Here is a 14,280-nt window from a genome sequence, read left to right on the forward strand (position 1 = left end):
AGTTGAGGGGGGATCCGGGCTACGAGGACATCAAGCTGCCGCTGGCCTCGGGCTCGCGCAGGATTCACGGTTCGGTGGCGCGCGATCTGGGCATCGCGATCCTGGCCGGCCGGTACGCGCCCGGGGACGTGCTACCGGGCGAGATCGAGTTCTCGGAGCAGCTCAAGGTCTCGCGCACCGCCTATCGCGAGGCGATTCGCATCCTAAGCGCCAAGGGGCTGGTGGAGAGCCGGCCGCGCACCGGCACCCGTGTGACCCAGCGCAGCCGCTGGAACCTGCTCGACCCGGATATCCTCGCCTGGGCGTTCGAGGCCGAGCCGAGCGAAACGTTCATCCGGGACCTGTTCGAACTGCGGATGATCGTCGAGCCGGCGGCGGCGGCCCTGGCGGCCGAGCGGCGTTCCGCCCTCGACATCTCCCGGATGGGGCACGCCCTGGAGGAGATGGGACGCTACGGCCTCGCCACCGAGATCGGGCGGGCCGCCGACCAGGCGTTCCGCAACACGATCCTGGAGGCGGCCCGCAACGGACCCTTGATGGCCCTGTCGAGTTCCATTGCCGCTGCCGTGACTTGGACGACGATCTTCAAGCAGCGTCGCAGCGCCCTGCCCCGGGACCCGATGCCGGATCACCGGATCCTGTACGAGGCGATTGTGGCCGGCGATGTCGAGGCGGCGCGGGTGGCGATGACCGAACTGGTCCGCCTCGCCCTGTCCGACACCGAACTGTCCCTGACGGCGTGAACCCTGCCGCCGCGGCGGCGGGGTTCCGCGTCAGTGGTTGTCGCGCGGCAGGCCGCTGGTCTGGGCGATGCGCTGGAAGCGCTCGGACCCCTCCAGGATCGCGCCGGTGTGCATCTGCCCCACGCTCGCGCGCTGGATCGCCTGCCACGGGGTCTGGGATGCCGGATAGGCGTATCCCCCGGCCTCCTCCAGGGCCTTGCGCCGCCGCTCGATCTCGTCCGCGTCGAGCAGCATGTCGGCGGTGCCGCGCTTCAGGTCGATCCGCACCCGGTCGCCGGTGCGCAGCAGCGCGAGCCCGCCGCCGACCGCCGCCTCGGGCGAGGCGTTGAGGATCGAGGGCGAGGCCGAGGTGCCGGATTGGCGCCCGTCGCCGAGGCAGGGCAGCGCGTGCACGCCTGAGCGGATCAGGTAGGCGGGCGGGCGCATGTTCACCACCTCGGCCGCCCCCGGATAACCGACCGGGCCGGCGCCCCGCATGATCAGGATGCTGTTGTCGTCGATCGCCAGCGCCGGATCGTCGATGCGGTGGTGGTAATCCTCCGGCCCGTCGAACACGACGGCCCGGCCCTCGAAGGCCTCCGGATCGTCGGGGTTCGAGAGGTAGCGTTCCCGGAACTCCTCGCCGATCACGCTGGTCTTCATGATCGCCGCGTCGAACAGGTTGCCGCGGAGCACCAGGAAGCCTGCGGCCTCCTTCAGCGGCCGGTCGATCGGCCGGATCACATCCTCGTCCTCGATCACCGCACCGCGGCAATTGTCGCCGATGGTGCGCCCGTTCACCGTCAGGGCGCCCTCGTGGAGCAGCCCGCGCTGCATCAGCTGCGCGGCCACTGCCGGGAGACCGCCCGCGCGGTAGTAATCCTCGCCGAGATACTCGCCGGCCGGTTGCAGGTTGACCAGGAGCGGCACGTCGAGGCCGTGGGTCTGCCAATCGGCGATGTCGAGTTCGACGCCGGCGTGGCGGGCGAGCGCGGCCAGGTGGATCGGGGCGTTGGTCGAGCCGCCGATCGCCGAATTGAGCACGATCGCGTTGAGGAAGGCCTCCCGGGTCAGGATGTCGGTCGGCTTGAGGTCCTCGGCGACCATCTCGACCACGCGCTTGCCCGTGAGGTAGGCGACCTCCTGTCGGTCCCGGTAGGGGGCCGGGATCGCCGCGGAGCCCGGCAGCATCATGCCGAGCGCCTCCGCGAGCGCGTTCATCGTCGTCGCCGTGCCCATGGTGTTGCAGTAGCCCGTGGAGGGCGCGGACGAAGTCACCAGCTTGATGAATCCGTCGTGGTCGATCTCGCCCGCCGCCAGCATCTGGCGCGCGCGCCACACAATCGTGCCGGAGCCGGTGCGCTGGCCCTTGTACCAGCCGTTGAGCATCGGGCCCACCGACAGGGCGATGGCCGGGATGTTCACGGTGGCGGCCGCCATCAGGCAGGCCGGCGTGGTCTTGTCGCAGCCCGTGGTCAGCACGACCCCGTCGAGGGGGTAGCCGTACAGGAGCTCGACCAGCCCGAGATAGGCGAGGTTGCGGTCGAGGCCGGCGGTGGGCCGCTTGCCGGTCTCCTGAATCGGATGGACCGGGAATTCGAGCGCGATGCCGCCGGCCTCGCGGATGCCCTCACGCACGCGCTCCGCCAACACGAGGTGGTGCCGGTTGCACGGCGACAGGTCGGAGCCGGTCTGGGCGATGCCGATGATCGGCTTGCCCGAGCGCAGCTCGTCGAGGCTCAGGCCGAAGTTCAGGTAGCGCTCCAGGTAGAGCGCGGTCATGTCGATGTTGTCGGGGTTGTCGAACCACGCGCGCGAGCGCAGGGGCCGTGTGTTCGGGCGATCGGTCATTTCGTGTGGGTCCGGTGTGCCGCGCTAGTGGAGAAGCGGTAGGTGATGACGTTCCGGTAGGTCTTGCCCGGATCGAGGCGGGCCGAGCCGAAGGCCGGCTGGTTCGGGGTGTCGGGAAAAAGCTCGGGCTCGATCGCGAGGGCGTCCGACTGCCGGTAGGCCAGGCCGGACTTGCCCACCGCGGTCGCGTCGAGGAAGTTGCCCGCGTAGAATTGGACGCCCGGCTGGTTGCTGGCGACTTCGAGGATCCGGCCGGATTCGGGGTCCTCGACCCGGGCCACGAGATGCGGCTCGGTCGTGGGGGCGTCGGTGACGACCCAGTTGTGGTCGTAGCCGCGCCCGCGCACGATCTGGATGTCGCGTCCGTCGCGGATGCGGTCGCCGATCACCGTCGGTGTGCGGAAGTCGAACGGCGTACCCGCCACCGGGACATGCTCGCCCGTGGGGATCAGCGTCGCGTCCACGGGCGTGTAGCGCTCGGCTGGGATCGTCAGGACGTTGCCCAGGATCGAGCGGCCGGAGCCCTCCCCGGCGAGGTTGAAGAAGCTGTGGTTGGTCAGGTTGACGATCGTCGGCTTGTCGGTGGTCGCCTGGTAGGTCACGGACAGCGTGTCGGTGTTGTCCAGCGCGTAGGTTGCGGTCACGGTGAGCGTACCCGGATAGCCTTCCTCGCCGTCCGGGCTGACGTAGCGCAGGCTGACCGACGGCGCGGCGCCGCCCTTGACCTCTGTGATGGTCCAGAGCCGCTTGTCGAATCCCGCCGTGCCGCCGTGGAGCGCGTTGGATCCGTCATTGGTCGCCAGCGTGTAGGTCCGGCCGTCGAGGGTGAAGCGGCCTCCGCGGATCCGGTTGGCGTAGCGCCCGACGCTCACTCCGAAATAGTTGGGCTTGGCCAGGTAGCCGGCGAGATCGTCGTAGCCGAGGACGATGTCGGCGGGCTTTCCGGCGCGGTCCGGGACTTCGAGCGTCCGCAGCAGGGCGCCCCACGAGATCACGCGGGCGGTGACGCCCCTGCCGTTGGTCAGCGTCACCTCTTCGACCGTCCGGCCGTCCGGCAGGGTGCCGAACACGGTGCGGACCGGCTCGGCAGCCTGGGCCGCCACAGGGATCGCCGCGCAGGCGCCCAGCGCCACAGCCCCGACTCCACGCATGTGATCTCCCCGCAAGATGCCCGCCTCCCGCTTGCCGATCGTGCGCCGGCGCTCGACGCGTGCCGCGGTTGACGTCTTAAACTCCGCTATATACTCATACAAATGAAATTCACAACATCGGGCCGCGGCAAAGCGGCCCCGGGATGAGGAAACGTTTGATGGCAGGACCGATCGCGAGCATCGGAGCGCCCGCGGCTGGAACGGCGTCGGCCGACCGCGGCAGCTACCGCCCGGCCCTCTCGCTGCTCGCGAGCCTCTTCTTCATGTGGGGCTTCATTACGGTCATCAACAACACTCTGCTACCCCATCTCAGGAGCGTCTTCGACCTCGATTACACGCAGACCACGCTGATCGAGTCGGTGTGGTTCATCGCGTATTTCGTGGCCTCGATCCCGGCCGCGAAGCTGATCGCGCGCATCGGCTACCAGCGTGCCCTGGTGGTGGGCGTCGGCATCATGGCGCTGGGCACGCTGGGCATGGTCCTGGCCTCGCATCAGGTCTCGTACGCGATCACCCTCACCGCCCTGTTCGTCATCGCGAGCGGCATCACCCTGCTCCAGGTCGCGGCCAACCCCTACGTGGCGGTGGTCGGCCCCCCGGAGACCGCCCCGGCGCGCCTCAACCTCGTCCAGGCCTTCAACTCGCTCGGCACGACGCTCGCGCCGCTCTTCGGCGGCTACCTGATCCTCGGACGCTCGGCTTCGGGCAACCTCGCCGCCGGCACGACCCTGACCGCGGCCGAGCGACTGGCCGACGCGCAGTCGGTGCAACTCCCCTACCTGATCGTGGCGGCGATCCTCGTCGTGCTCGCCGTGGTGATCGCACGCTTCCCGCTTCCCGCCATGGGCGGCGGCGCAGGCGAGGCCGCGAAGCAGGCCGCCAAGGCCGAGCGCACCGGCCTGTCGCTCTGGCGCCACCGCAACCTCGTGCTCGGCGTGCCGGCGATCTTCATCTACCTGATCGCCGAGATCGGGGTGTCGAACCTGTTCATCAACTTCGTCTCGCAGCCCGAGATCGGCGACCTCACGCACACGCAGGCCTCGCATTACCTGTTCCTGCTCTGGGGCGGGATGATGATCGGCCGCTTCGTCGGCAGCTACCTGATGCAGGTGCGGTCCGCCGAGACCATCCTGGCCGGCGCCGCCCTGGCGGCCTTCACGGTCATGCTGGTGGCGACCTTCGCGACGGGGTCGCTGGCCATGTGGGCGCTGATCTCCGTGGGGCTGTTCCACGCGGTCATGTTCCCGACGATCTTCACCCTCGGCATCCGCGGCCTGGGCCCGCTGACCGAGGAGGGGGCGGGGCTGCTGATCATGGCGATCGCCGGGGGCTCCCTGGTGGTGGTGCAGGGCTGGGCCGCCGACCGGTTCGGCCTGCAGCACTCCTTCCTCATCACGGCCGCCTGCGAACTCTACGTCCTGTTCTTCGCGCTGTGGGGCAGCCGGCCGGGCCTGGGTGCCTCCGACCGCGCCTGAGAAGATATCGGCCCCCGTCCACGGTTCAGCGTAACGCGGTGGGCTGCGGTCCTCCGCCGGACTCGAGAAGGCGATCCCATGGAGGCACAGTTCCGCATCGTCGCCCGCCCCGAGCGCGACCGGCTCGGCGAAGGACCCGTCTGGGTGCCCGAGCGGGGGCGGCTGTTCTGGGTAGACATCGAGGCCCCGGCCCTGCGCTGGCTCGACCTTGCCGGCGGCGCCACGGGCACGCGCCCGTTTCCCGAGCCGATCGGCTGGATCATCCCCCGGGCCGGCCGGCGCGACTTCGTGATCGGCCTGAAGAGCGGATTCGCGCTGTTCGATCTGGAGGCCGACCAAGTCACGCCGATCGGCAATCCGGAGCCGGACTTTCCGGACAACCGCCTGAACGACGCCAAGGTCGACTCGGCCGGCCGCATCTGGGCCGGGAGCATGCACCAGGCTGAGACCGCGGTCTCGGGCGCCCTGCACCGGCTCGACCTGGACTTGAGCTGGCGACGGATGGACGGCGCCTACGGCGTCGCCAACGGTCCGACCTTCAGCCGCGACGGCCGGATCCTCTATCACAGCGACAGCGCCGCCCGGACCGTCTTCGCCTTCGACCTCGCCGCCGACGGGACCCTGGCGGGGAAGCGGGAATTCCTGCGCTTTCCCGAGGCCTGGGGCTGGCCCGACGGGATGACCACGGATGCGGACGGCTGCCTCTGGATCGCCCACTGGGGTGCGGGCCGGATCAGCCGGCTGGATCCGGAGGGGCGCCTCCTGAAGGCCATCCCGCTCCCGGCCACGAACATCACGAGCTGCGCCTTCGCGGGACCTGGGCTCGACCGGCTGTTCGTCACGTCGGCGTCGCGGGGCGTCGAGCACGAGCCGTCCGCGGGCGCGCTGTTCGAGCTCGATGTCGGCGTAACCGGCCTGCCGCCCCGGGCGTTCGGGGGCTGACCGCTCGATCCTCCGGCCGGGCGCACCGTCCGAGGGCTCGCTATATCGTGTGGCCGCTTCCCTCGGATGGGGGATGCGGCGCGGGAGTGCCGCGTCTACGGTCGGGCCTTCTCCGAGACGAGACCACCTTCAAACCCGCCCGGCCTGTGCCGCGGCGGGTTCTTTGATCGCGGTGGCATCACGCACGGATCGGCAGGCGGCCGACCACCGCGCCGGTCGCATCCCGCACGACGAGGGTCCACGACCCGCCGGACGCGCCCGTGCCGACGGAACCCGCCATCTCTCCGATCACGCTGCGCGCCTCGTCCAGGGCCTCCTCCAGGCTCTCGGCCTCGACGCCCACCTCGTCCCGGATCCGCTCCCGGCCGTTCTCGACATCGAAGTAGAAGCGCTCGGGCACCGACATCCCCCTGATGAACCCCTGTGGCGGGCGCCCGGACTATCTCTACGTAGTTTGATGGGCCACCGCGACCAACGTCGGCTGCGATAAACCTTAACCTAGCTAAAACGTGAATTGGACCGATTCACCACAATGCGTCCGGGATTTGAGCGCGTCGATCTACTATAGATCTGGCAGATAGCCCGCCCACCCACACCCGGTGGCCCGAAGCGGCGGCGCTTCTGACCTTGGGGCTTAGCCATGACGACCGCCGATGAGCCGCCTGCCGTGAAGGGAACGGGCGGCGGTTCAAACAGAAAAGAGATGGTACGGGCGCATATCCGAAGCGTTCTCTCAAAGATCAGTGCTTCATCAATACCCAAAGATCAGACGCGCTGATGGCGGCTTGACCATACGCCCTTGGGTGATGGGAGGAGCGACGGTCTCCGCGCACGACCGCCTTTTTACGTAGCAACGCCCTTCGAAATGGCGGGTTTCTGAAACCTCCAGCCTCGTAGCGCCGTAACCGACCCATGGCGGAAAACACCCCCCTTCGCGCCCATATCCGCGCGGTCTTGCTCAGGCTGGTGCGGACTTTGACCGACCGGACGGGCCCGCGCGGGCCGACGCCGCCATAGGGTCACCGCCCGCGCGATCGTCGCGACGGCATCGCCGTCTCCGACCCGTTAACCCTTCGTCAACCATGCGCCGACACAGTTCCGGACGGAGGGCTGGGCCATGGTTCGACGCCGGGATTTCGATGCATTGAGCGAAGCGCAGATCGCCGCGCGGCGCACGCAGAAGCGCTGGGTCGAGCCCAAGGCGCAGTTCCGCCCGGATGCGCCGCAGGCGGTGACCGAACTGCTCGACACGATCCAGCACGTGGCCGAGGCGGCCACCGGCGAGCGCAGCTTCCTGCACCTGCGTCCCGTGGCCGGCGGCGCGCGCGGCCGCGCACATTAACGCCCGCCACCTCTCAAGTCCGGGCCCGCCCACGGGCTGGCGAGCGCCGGCCGGTTCTGCAACAAGGCCGAGATGAGCCGGCGTACAGCCTTCGATCTCATCCCCACCGGTGCGCCGCCCGTGCCCGGCCGATGCCGCGCGGTCCGCGCGTGAGCGGTGCCCTGAGCGCGGACGAGGCGGAGGTTCTCCGGCGCCGCACCCGTGCCCTCGAGGACGAAGTCACCCGCCTGCGCACCGCGCTCGCCGCGAGCCGGGTGGAGGTACGGGACGAGGCGTCGCGGGACGAGACTGCCTTCGACCGCGCGTACTGGCACCGGCCCGCCCATAGCGACGCGGTCCTGCCCGATCCCGATCCCGAGCGGATCGACGATGCCGAGTTCCGCCGGCTCGCCGACCACCTGCCGATCCTGTGCTGGCTCGCCCGCGGCGACGGCTATCTCTACTGGTACAACAGGCGCTGGCTCGATTACTGCGGCACCACGCAGGCGGCCATGGCCGGCTGGGGCTGGCAGAGCGTCCACGACCCGGAGGCGCTGCCCCGGGTGATGGCGGTCTGGGCCGCCTCGATCGCCACCGGCGAGCCGTTCGAGATGGTGTTTCCCCTGCGCGGGGCCGACGGCATGTTCCGGCCGTTCCTGACGCGGATCGTGCCGCTGCGGGACGCCACCGGCCGGGTTGTGCGCTGGTTCGGCGTCAACGCCGAGATCGGTGCCCAGGTCCGGGCCGAGGCGGCGCTGCGCACCTCCGAGACGCGCCTGCGCCGGGCCCAGGAGGCCGGCGGCGTTGGCGTCTTCTCCATCGACCTCGACCAGAACGTCATCCACGCCACGCCGCACTTCTTCCGCCTGTACGGCCTGGCCGAGCAGGAGACGCTGCCGATCGACGCGGTCGTCCGCCTCGTCATCCCGGAGGATGCCGGACGCGTCGCGCAATGGGCGGACCGGGGCGCCGGCCTGACCGATGCCGACGTGGCCTATCGGATCCGGCGGGCGGATGACGGCGCGGAACGCTGGATCGCCCGCCGCGGCGCGCTCGAACGCGACCCCGAGGGGCGCCCGATCCGGTTCGTCGGGGCGGTGCGCGACATCACCGACCACAAATCCGCCGAGCAGCGGGCGGAGGCCGACCGGCGCGAGCTGCGCCTCATCACGGACGCGCTGCCGGTGCTCATCGCCTTCATCGACCGGGACTACGTCTACCGCTTCGCCAACGCGGCGTATCAGGACTGGTTCTTCCGCCCGGCCGCGGAGATCGTGGGTCAGGACGTGCGGGTGCTGCTCGGGCCCGCGGCCTTCGAGCTGCGCCGCGCCTATGTCGAGCGCGCCCGCGCCGGCGAGGCCGTCCGGTTCGAGATCGCTTGGCCCCACCAGGATGGGCGCCACCGCGACGCCGAGATCCGCTACCTGCCCCGGCGCGACGCCGACGGTGCGGTCGACGGCTTCCACGTGTTCGTGCAGGACATCACCGACCGCAAGCGGGTCGAGGCCACCCTCCTCTCCGAGGTCACCCAGCGGACCCGCGAGCGCGACCGGCTGTGGGAGACCACCAACGACCTGATGGGCACGGCGGGCCTCGACGGATTCCTCAAGACCGTCAATCCGGCCTGGACGCACATGCTCGGCTGGAGCGAGGCGGAACTGCTCGGCCGGCCGTTCCTGGACATCGTCGATCCGGGCGACCACGCCGAGACCGCCGAGGTGGTGGGCCGCCTGTCGGCCGGCGAGACGGTGGCGGGCTTCGTCGACCGCGTCCTGACCCGCGCGGGCGAGCGCCGGGTGGTGATGTGGACGGCGGTGCCCGATCCGGGAACCGGGCTGTTCTACATCGTCGGGCGGGACCTCACCGAGCAACGCCGGGTCGAGGAGCAATTGCTCCAGGCGCAGAAGATGGAGGCGATCGGCCAGCTCACCGGCGGCATCGCCCACGACTTCAACAACCTGCTGACCGGCATCGTCGGCTCCCTCGACCTGATGCAGACCCGCATCCAGCAGGGCCGCACCGACGCGATCGAGCGCTATGCCCGCGCGGCCCTGTCGTCGGCCAACCGCGCCGCGGCGCTGACCCACCGCCTCCTCGCCTTCGCCCGGCGCCAGCCGCTGGAGCCGCAGCCGACCGCCGCCAACCCGCTGGTCACCGGCATGGAGGACCTGCTCCGGCGGACCCTGGGCGAGCGGATCCACCTCGAACTCGTCACCGCGGGCGGCCTGTGGCTGACCCTCTGCGACCCGCACCAGCTCGAGAACGCGCTGCTCAACCTCGCCATCAACGCCCGGGACGCGATGCCCGAGGGCGGCCGCCTCGTGATCGAGACCGCCAACGCCCATCTCGACCGCGCCTACACCCGCGTTCACGCCGGCGTGAACGCGGGGGCGTATGTCTGCCTCAGCGTCAGCGACACCGGGACCGGCATGAGCCCGGAGGTCGCCGCCCGGGCGTTCGACCCGTTCTTCACCACCAAGCCCCTCGGCCAGGGCACCGGGCTCGGCCTGTCGATGATTTACGGCTTCGCCAAGCAGTCCGAGGGACATGTCCGGATCTACTCGGAGCCGGGTTGCGGCACGACGGTCAAGCTCTATCTGCCGCGTCACCACGGCGTCGCACCGTCCGAGACGGCGGAATCCGGTCTCGTCGCGCTGCACCGGGCCGAGCACGGCGACACGGTGCTCGTGGTGGAGGACGACCCGGTGGTGCGCGACCTGATCGCCGAGGTTCTGGGCGACCTCGGATACACCGCGCTCCAGGCTGCGGACGCCGAGGCGGGCCTCGCGCTGCTGCGCGCGCCGGGGCGGATCGACCTGCTGATCAGCGACGTCGGATTGCCCGGCGGCCTCAACGGCCGGCAGATGGTCGACGCCATCCGCCCGGACCGGCCGGACCTGAAGGTCCTGTTCATCACCGGCTACGCCGAGAACGCGACCTTCGGCAACGGCCACCTCGAACCCGGCATGCGGATGATGACCAAGCCGTTCCCGGTCGAGGCCCTGGCCGCCCGGGTGCGGGCGATGATCGCGGGCCTCGACTGACCGGCCATGTCGCTCACCACCCGCATCCTGCTGCTGGTGCTGCTGGCGCTCACCCCGGCGCTGGCGATCCAGGGCTACAACGAGGTCGCGCTGCGCACGAGCCGCGATGCGGCGGTGCGCGCCGACGCCCTCGCCACCGTCCGGGGCGCGGCTGAGGATTTCGCCCAGCTGTCGGAGCGGATGCGCCAGGCCCTCGACCTCATCTCCGGGGATCCGTCCGTGCGGGCACACGACCCCGCCGCCTGCGCAGCCTACCTCAAGCGGTCCGCCGCCCGGCTCCCGCACGTGATCCTGATCGCACTCACGGATCCCGCCGGCGCGGTGATCTGCGACAGCGCCGGCTCGGCGCCGGGATCCTACTCGACCGGCGCGCGCGCCTATCATCACCGCGCCCTGGAGGCCGGCGGCTTCGCGGTCGGCGGCTACGCGCTGGGGACCGTCTCGAACCGGCCCTCGATCCACTTCGCCCGGGTCGTGGCCGGTGGGGACGCGACCGACGGCCCCGCGACCGGCCTTCTGCTGGCCGCCGTCGATCTCGACTGGCTGTCCGACCATTTGGAGCAGACCCTGCACCAGGCCGAGACGGCCATCACGGTGACGGACCGCGACGGCCTGATCATCGCGCGGCGCCCGGACGGGGCGGACTGGATCGGCAAGCCGATCCCGCCGGAGCGCGGCGTGATGCGGACGGCCCGGGACGGCGAGGTGCGCATCGACGAGGGCCTCGACGGCCGCACCCGGGTCATCGCCACCGCCATGCCGGAGGGACCGCTCGCCGGGGTGCGCCTCGTGGTCGGACCCGACAGCGCGGCGGCCTTCGCGGATATCGATGCCGCCACCCGCCGCGGGCTGGTGCTGATCGCCCTGGGCGCGCTCCTGGCGCTGGCCGCAGCGCTCCTGGCCGGACGGATGTTCATCCGCCGCCCGATCGACCACCTGCTTCGCACGGCGGCCGCTTGGCAGGTCGGCAACCTCGCCGCCCGCACGGGCCTGCGCGGTGCGACGGAGTTTGGCCGCCTCGGGGGCAAGCTCGACGCCATGGCGTCCGCGCTCCAGAGCAACACCGACGCGCTGCACGCCGAGATCCGCCACGGTCGCGCCCTGCAGGAACAGCAGGTGACGATGCTGCACGAGCTGAACCACCGGGTGAAGAACACCTTGGCCACGGTGCAGGCCCTGGCCCGCCAGTCCCGCGGCGCCGAGGGCGTCCTCGAGGCGCGGATCCTGGCGCTGTCGAAGACCCATGATCTCCTGACCCGCGAAGACTGGAGCGGCGCCTCCCTGCGTGAGGTGCTGGAGAGCGAGCTGAGTCCCTATCGCACGGAGGGCGACCAGATCGCCCTCGACGGGCCCGACGTCGCGCTCTCCCCCCGGCACGTGCTGGCCCTGGGCATGACGATCCACGAGCTGACCACCAACGCCGGCAAGTACGGCGCCCTCTCGGTGCCGGAGGGGCACGTGCGGGTCGCGTGGTCGCTGTCCGCGCCGGAGGGCGGCATGCCGCGCCTGCGCCTCACCTGGCAGGAGAGCGGCGGCCCGCCGGTGCAGCCCCCGGCCCGGGCCGGCTTCGGAACCCGTCTGATCTCCGGCGGCGTGCGGCGCGAACTCGACGGCCTGGTCGACCTCGCCTTCGAGGCCGGGGGCCTGCGCTGCCATCTGGACGTGCCGCTCGAACCGGGGCCGAGCACGATCCTGGTCCCGACGCAGTAGAGCGGCGCCCCCTCCTCCCGCAGGCGGCGGGTGCCCCGGATCACCCCCGGGGCCGCGCCACCGCGCGGGCGTCCTGCTTGACCTGACGCCAGGTGCGCCACGGCTCCAGATTCGACAGCGCCATCCGGCGCAGGCCGAGCCAGCCGAGCGCGACCGCCGCGACCAGGAACGGCGTCGCCACGATCAGCGCCGCCGGCGCCTCGGAGCCGAACGGCACGGCGAGCAGCTTCACGATTCCGTCGAGCCCGAGAAAGAACGTGACGATCAGCAGCACGGGGATCGTGCCGACGATCGCGACCAGCGAGACGATGGCCCGGACGTTGCCGTCGATCTCGGCCCGCGCCAGGCTCAGCAGCGATTCCAGATGCGTCGCGCTCTCGCGCAGGGCCGCGACCAGCAGGGCCAGGGTGCCGTCGGCTCGTTGACGCATGGTGCGGGTCTATCCTCTCGATCCGTCAGGGCCTGGGCCAACCGAGCCGCCCGCGCAAGCGTTCCGGCCCGATGCTCACAGCATCAGCAGCACGGCGCCGAGGATGAGGAACGTCGCAAGCGCCGCCAGGGCGACGGCCCGGGTGGCGTCGCGGCTGTCGTCGGGATCCCGGTCCGGCGCGGCGGCTGATCGAATCGGCCGGGGCTCCGCCGCGTCGGCCGGAGCCCCGGTCCCGCCGGCCGGCAGGGCCGGCGGCGGCGTCCCGGGCTGCTGCCCCGGGAGGATCACCGATCCCGGGATCGCCCGATCCACGGGCGGTCCGAAGGCCTCCGGCTCGACGCTCACCCCCGCGGCGTCGAGCTCCAGCATCACCAGCACCAGGGCGTCGACATCCATGCGGTCGATCGGCAGGGCGGCCTGCAGGTCGTCCGCCGTGAGTGCGCCCCGCCCTCGGCCGAGGGCGATCAGCCGGTCCAACGTCCCGCGATCGATCGTCTGCGTCATCGCCAGCTCCGGCCGCCAACCGACCCCCAGCCGACCCCCAAGGGCCGGCGCTCTCCCGACGAGAACCCGCGAAGATCCCGGCGGTTACCGCGCGGTCACCGGCCGAGCGCGGGGGCGGTCGTCAGGGCGTCGCCGGCACCCAGGATCCCGGGCCGGTGCGTGCTGGCCCGGTGCCGGAGCATCGGCTTCTCGACCAGGTACCAGCTCAGGAAGCCCAGCGGGATCGCCGCCGCGAGGGCCAGGATCGCGGCCGTCCCGGGCGACAGGTCCGGCCGATGGGCGACCAGCAGGTTCTGCACGGGCCAGGCATAGAGATAGAGCCCGTACGAGGCGTCGACGCGCGCGGTGGCGCGGCTCAGGGCGTTGGGGCGCACCGCCAGGGCGAACCAGAAGATCAGGTAGCCGCCGAGCAGCGCGAAGGCCGGCTCGGCGAGCGGCGGGCTGAACATCAGCGGCAGGAGCAGCGAGGCGGCAGCGGCCGCGCCCCGGCCGGTATAGGCGATCTTGTCGCCGAACAGCTGGAAGGCGCCGCCGCAGCAGAACATGAAGCTCAGGCGGATCATCTCCGACAGAATGCCGAGCCCATTCCCGGGCTGGCCGATCGGCAGGACGAGCCAGCGCAGGGCCAGGACTCCCCCGAGGCCGGCGAGCAGGACGAGGTAGCGCCGCCGCCGCCGCAGGGCGCGCGCGCTGCCGACCAGACCGAGCAGCAGGTAGCAGCCGAACTCGCACGGAATCGTCCAGAGCGATCCGTTAAGGATCGGATAGGGCAGCGCCTCGAACGCACCCGGGACCACCGGCATCAGCAGCAGCGACAGGCGCAGCACGGTCTCGGCCGGCGAGATCGCGGCCACGTCACCGCCGCTGAGGGGCGCGACGACGGCGATGCAGAGGAGGGACGCCACCACGAAGCCCGGATAGATCCGCAGCGCCCGCCGTTTCAGGTAGTCGGAGAACGAGCGCTTGGCGCGGTAGCTCGCGGTGATCAGGTAGCCGCTCACCAGGAAGAAGCCGTCCACCGCGACCTCGCCCAGCGACAGCGTGCCGAACACCTGCGTGAGCCATTCGCGCGACCGATTGCCGTCCGCCAGCTCCGGCGCGTGCGAGAGCACGACGAGGATCGCGAACAG

12 protein-coding genes are annotated in these 14,280 nt (G+C 71.1%); 6 read left to right on the plus strand and 6 right to left on the minus strand.

Annotated features, from left to right (window positions below):
* Positions 1 to 2 precede the first annotated feature (2 nt).
* On the plus strand, positions 3 to 743 hold the full coding sequence (locus FV233_RS17675; protein ID WP_147898237.1) for a FadR/GntR family transcriptional regulator: 741 nt from the start codon (positions 3 to 5) through the stop codon (positions 741 to 743).
* 30 nt (positions 744 to 773) lie between these two features.
* Here FV233_RS17675 and FV233_RS17680 read toward each other — a convergent pair whose 3' ends face one another.
* Together FV233_RS17680 and FV233_RS17685 are read right to left on the minus strand one after the other, a co-directional pair.
* A complete protein-coding gene (locus tag FV233_RS17680; RefSeq protein WP_147854722.1) occupies positions 774 to 2,573 on the minus strand; it encodes an IlvD/Edd family dehydratase in 1,800 nt (599 codons plus the stop codon).
* Positions 2,570 to 3,724 carry an aldose epimerase family protein gene (locus FV233_RS17685; RefSeq protein WP_147898238.1) on the minus strand — a complete coding sequence of 385 codons (1,155 nt, stop codon included), beginning with the start codon at positions 3,722 to 3,724 and terminating at the stop codon, positions 2,570 to 2,572. The genes FV233_RS17680 and FV233_RS17685 overlap by 4 nt, the downstream gene beginning before the upstream one ends.
* Before the next feature lie 158 nt (positions 3,725 to 3,882).
* Here FV233_RS17685 and FV233_RS17690 point away from each other — a divergent pair, with 158 nt between their 5' ends.
* Together FV233_RS17690 and FV233_RS17695 are read left to right on the plus strand one after the other, a co-directional pair.
* Positions 3,883 to 5,199 carry a sugar MFS transporter gene (locus tag FV233_RS17690; protein WP_147898239.1) on the plus strand — a complete coding sequence of 439 codons (1,317 nt, stop codon included), beginning with the start codon at positions 3,883 to 3,885 and terminating at the stop codon, positions 5,197 to 5,199.
* A 78-nt stretch (positions 5,200 to 5,277) separates the two neighbouring features.
* On the plus strand, positions 5,278 to 6,141 hold the full coding sequence (locus FV233_RS17695) for an SMP-30/gluconolactonase/LRE family protein (protein WP_147898240.1): 864 nt from the start codon (positions 5,278 to 5,280) through the stop codon (positions 6,139 to 6,141).
* A gap of 178 nt (positions 6,142 to 6,319) precedes the next feature.
* On the opposite strand, the gene FV233_RS17700 is transcribed toward FV233_RS17695, so the two are convergent.
* Positions 6,320 to 6,541, minus strand: coding sequence for a hypothetical protein (locus tag FV233_RS17700; RefSeq protein WP_147854726.1), 222 nt, complete (start codon positions 6,539 to 6,541; stop codon positions 6,320 to 6,322).
* 717 nt (positions 6,542 to 7,258) lie between these two features.
* Here FV233_RS17700 and FV233_RS17705 point away from each other — a divergent pair.
* The 3 genes from FV233_RS17705 to FV233_RS17715 all read left to right on the plus strand — a co-directional run bounded on the left by FV233_RS17705 (position 7,259) and on the right by FV233_RS17715 (position 12,216).
* Positions 7,259 to 7,483 carry a hypothetical protein gene (locus tag FV233_RS17705; RefSeq protein WP_147854727.1) on the plus strand — a complete coding sequence of 75 codons (225 nt, stop codon included), beginning with the start codon at positions 7,259 to 7,261 and terminating at the stop codon, positions 7,481 to 7,483.
* Between the two features lie 149 nt (positions 7,484 to 7,632).
* Positions 7,633 to 10,506: a PAS domain S-box protein gene (locus tag FV233_RS17710; RefSeq protein ID WP_187278140.1), complete on the plus strand. Its 2,874-nt coding sequence runs from the start codon at positions 7,633 to 7,635 to the stop codon at positions 10,504 to 10,506.
* A 6-nt stretch (positions 10,507 to 10,512) separates the two neighbouring features.
* A complete protein-coding gene (locus FV233_RS17715) occupies positions 10,513 to 12,216 on the plus strand; it encodes a sensor histidine kinase (protein WP_147898242.1) in 1,704 nt (567 codons plus the stop codon).
* Positions 12,217 to 12,256: 40 nt separating this feature from the next.
* Here the strand turns inward: FV233_RS17715 and FV233_RS17720 are convergent, their stop codons facing one another.
* The 3 genes from FV233_RS17720 to FV233_RS17730 form a co-directional block, all read right to left on the minus strand.
* Positions 12,257 to 12,646, minus strand: a complete 390-nt coding sequence (locus FV233_RS17720) for a phage holin family protein (RefSeq protein ID WP_147898243.1) — start codon at positions 12,644 to 12,646, stop codon at positions 12,257 to 12,259.
* Positions 12,647 to 12,721: 75 nt separating this feature from the next.
* Positions 12,722 to 13,150, minus strand: coding sequence for an RNA polymerase sigma factor region1.1 domain-containing protein (locus tag FV233_RS17725; protein WP_147898244.1), 429 nt, complete (start codon positions 13,148 to 13,150; stop codon positions 12,722 to 12,724).
* A gap of 95 nt (positions 13,151 to 13,245) precedes the next feature.
* Positions 13,246 to 14,280 (minus strand): acyltransferase (locus tag FV233_RS17730; RefSeq protein ID WP_147898245.1); only part of this gene is annotated, 1,035 nt, incomplete at its 5' end.

Origin of the sequence: Methylobacterium sp. WL7, from assembly GCF_008040085.1 — a bacterium.
GTDB lineage: Bacteria > Pseudomonadota > Alphaproteobacteria > Rhizobiales > Beijerinckiaceae > Methylobacterium > Methylobacterium mesophilicum.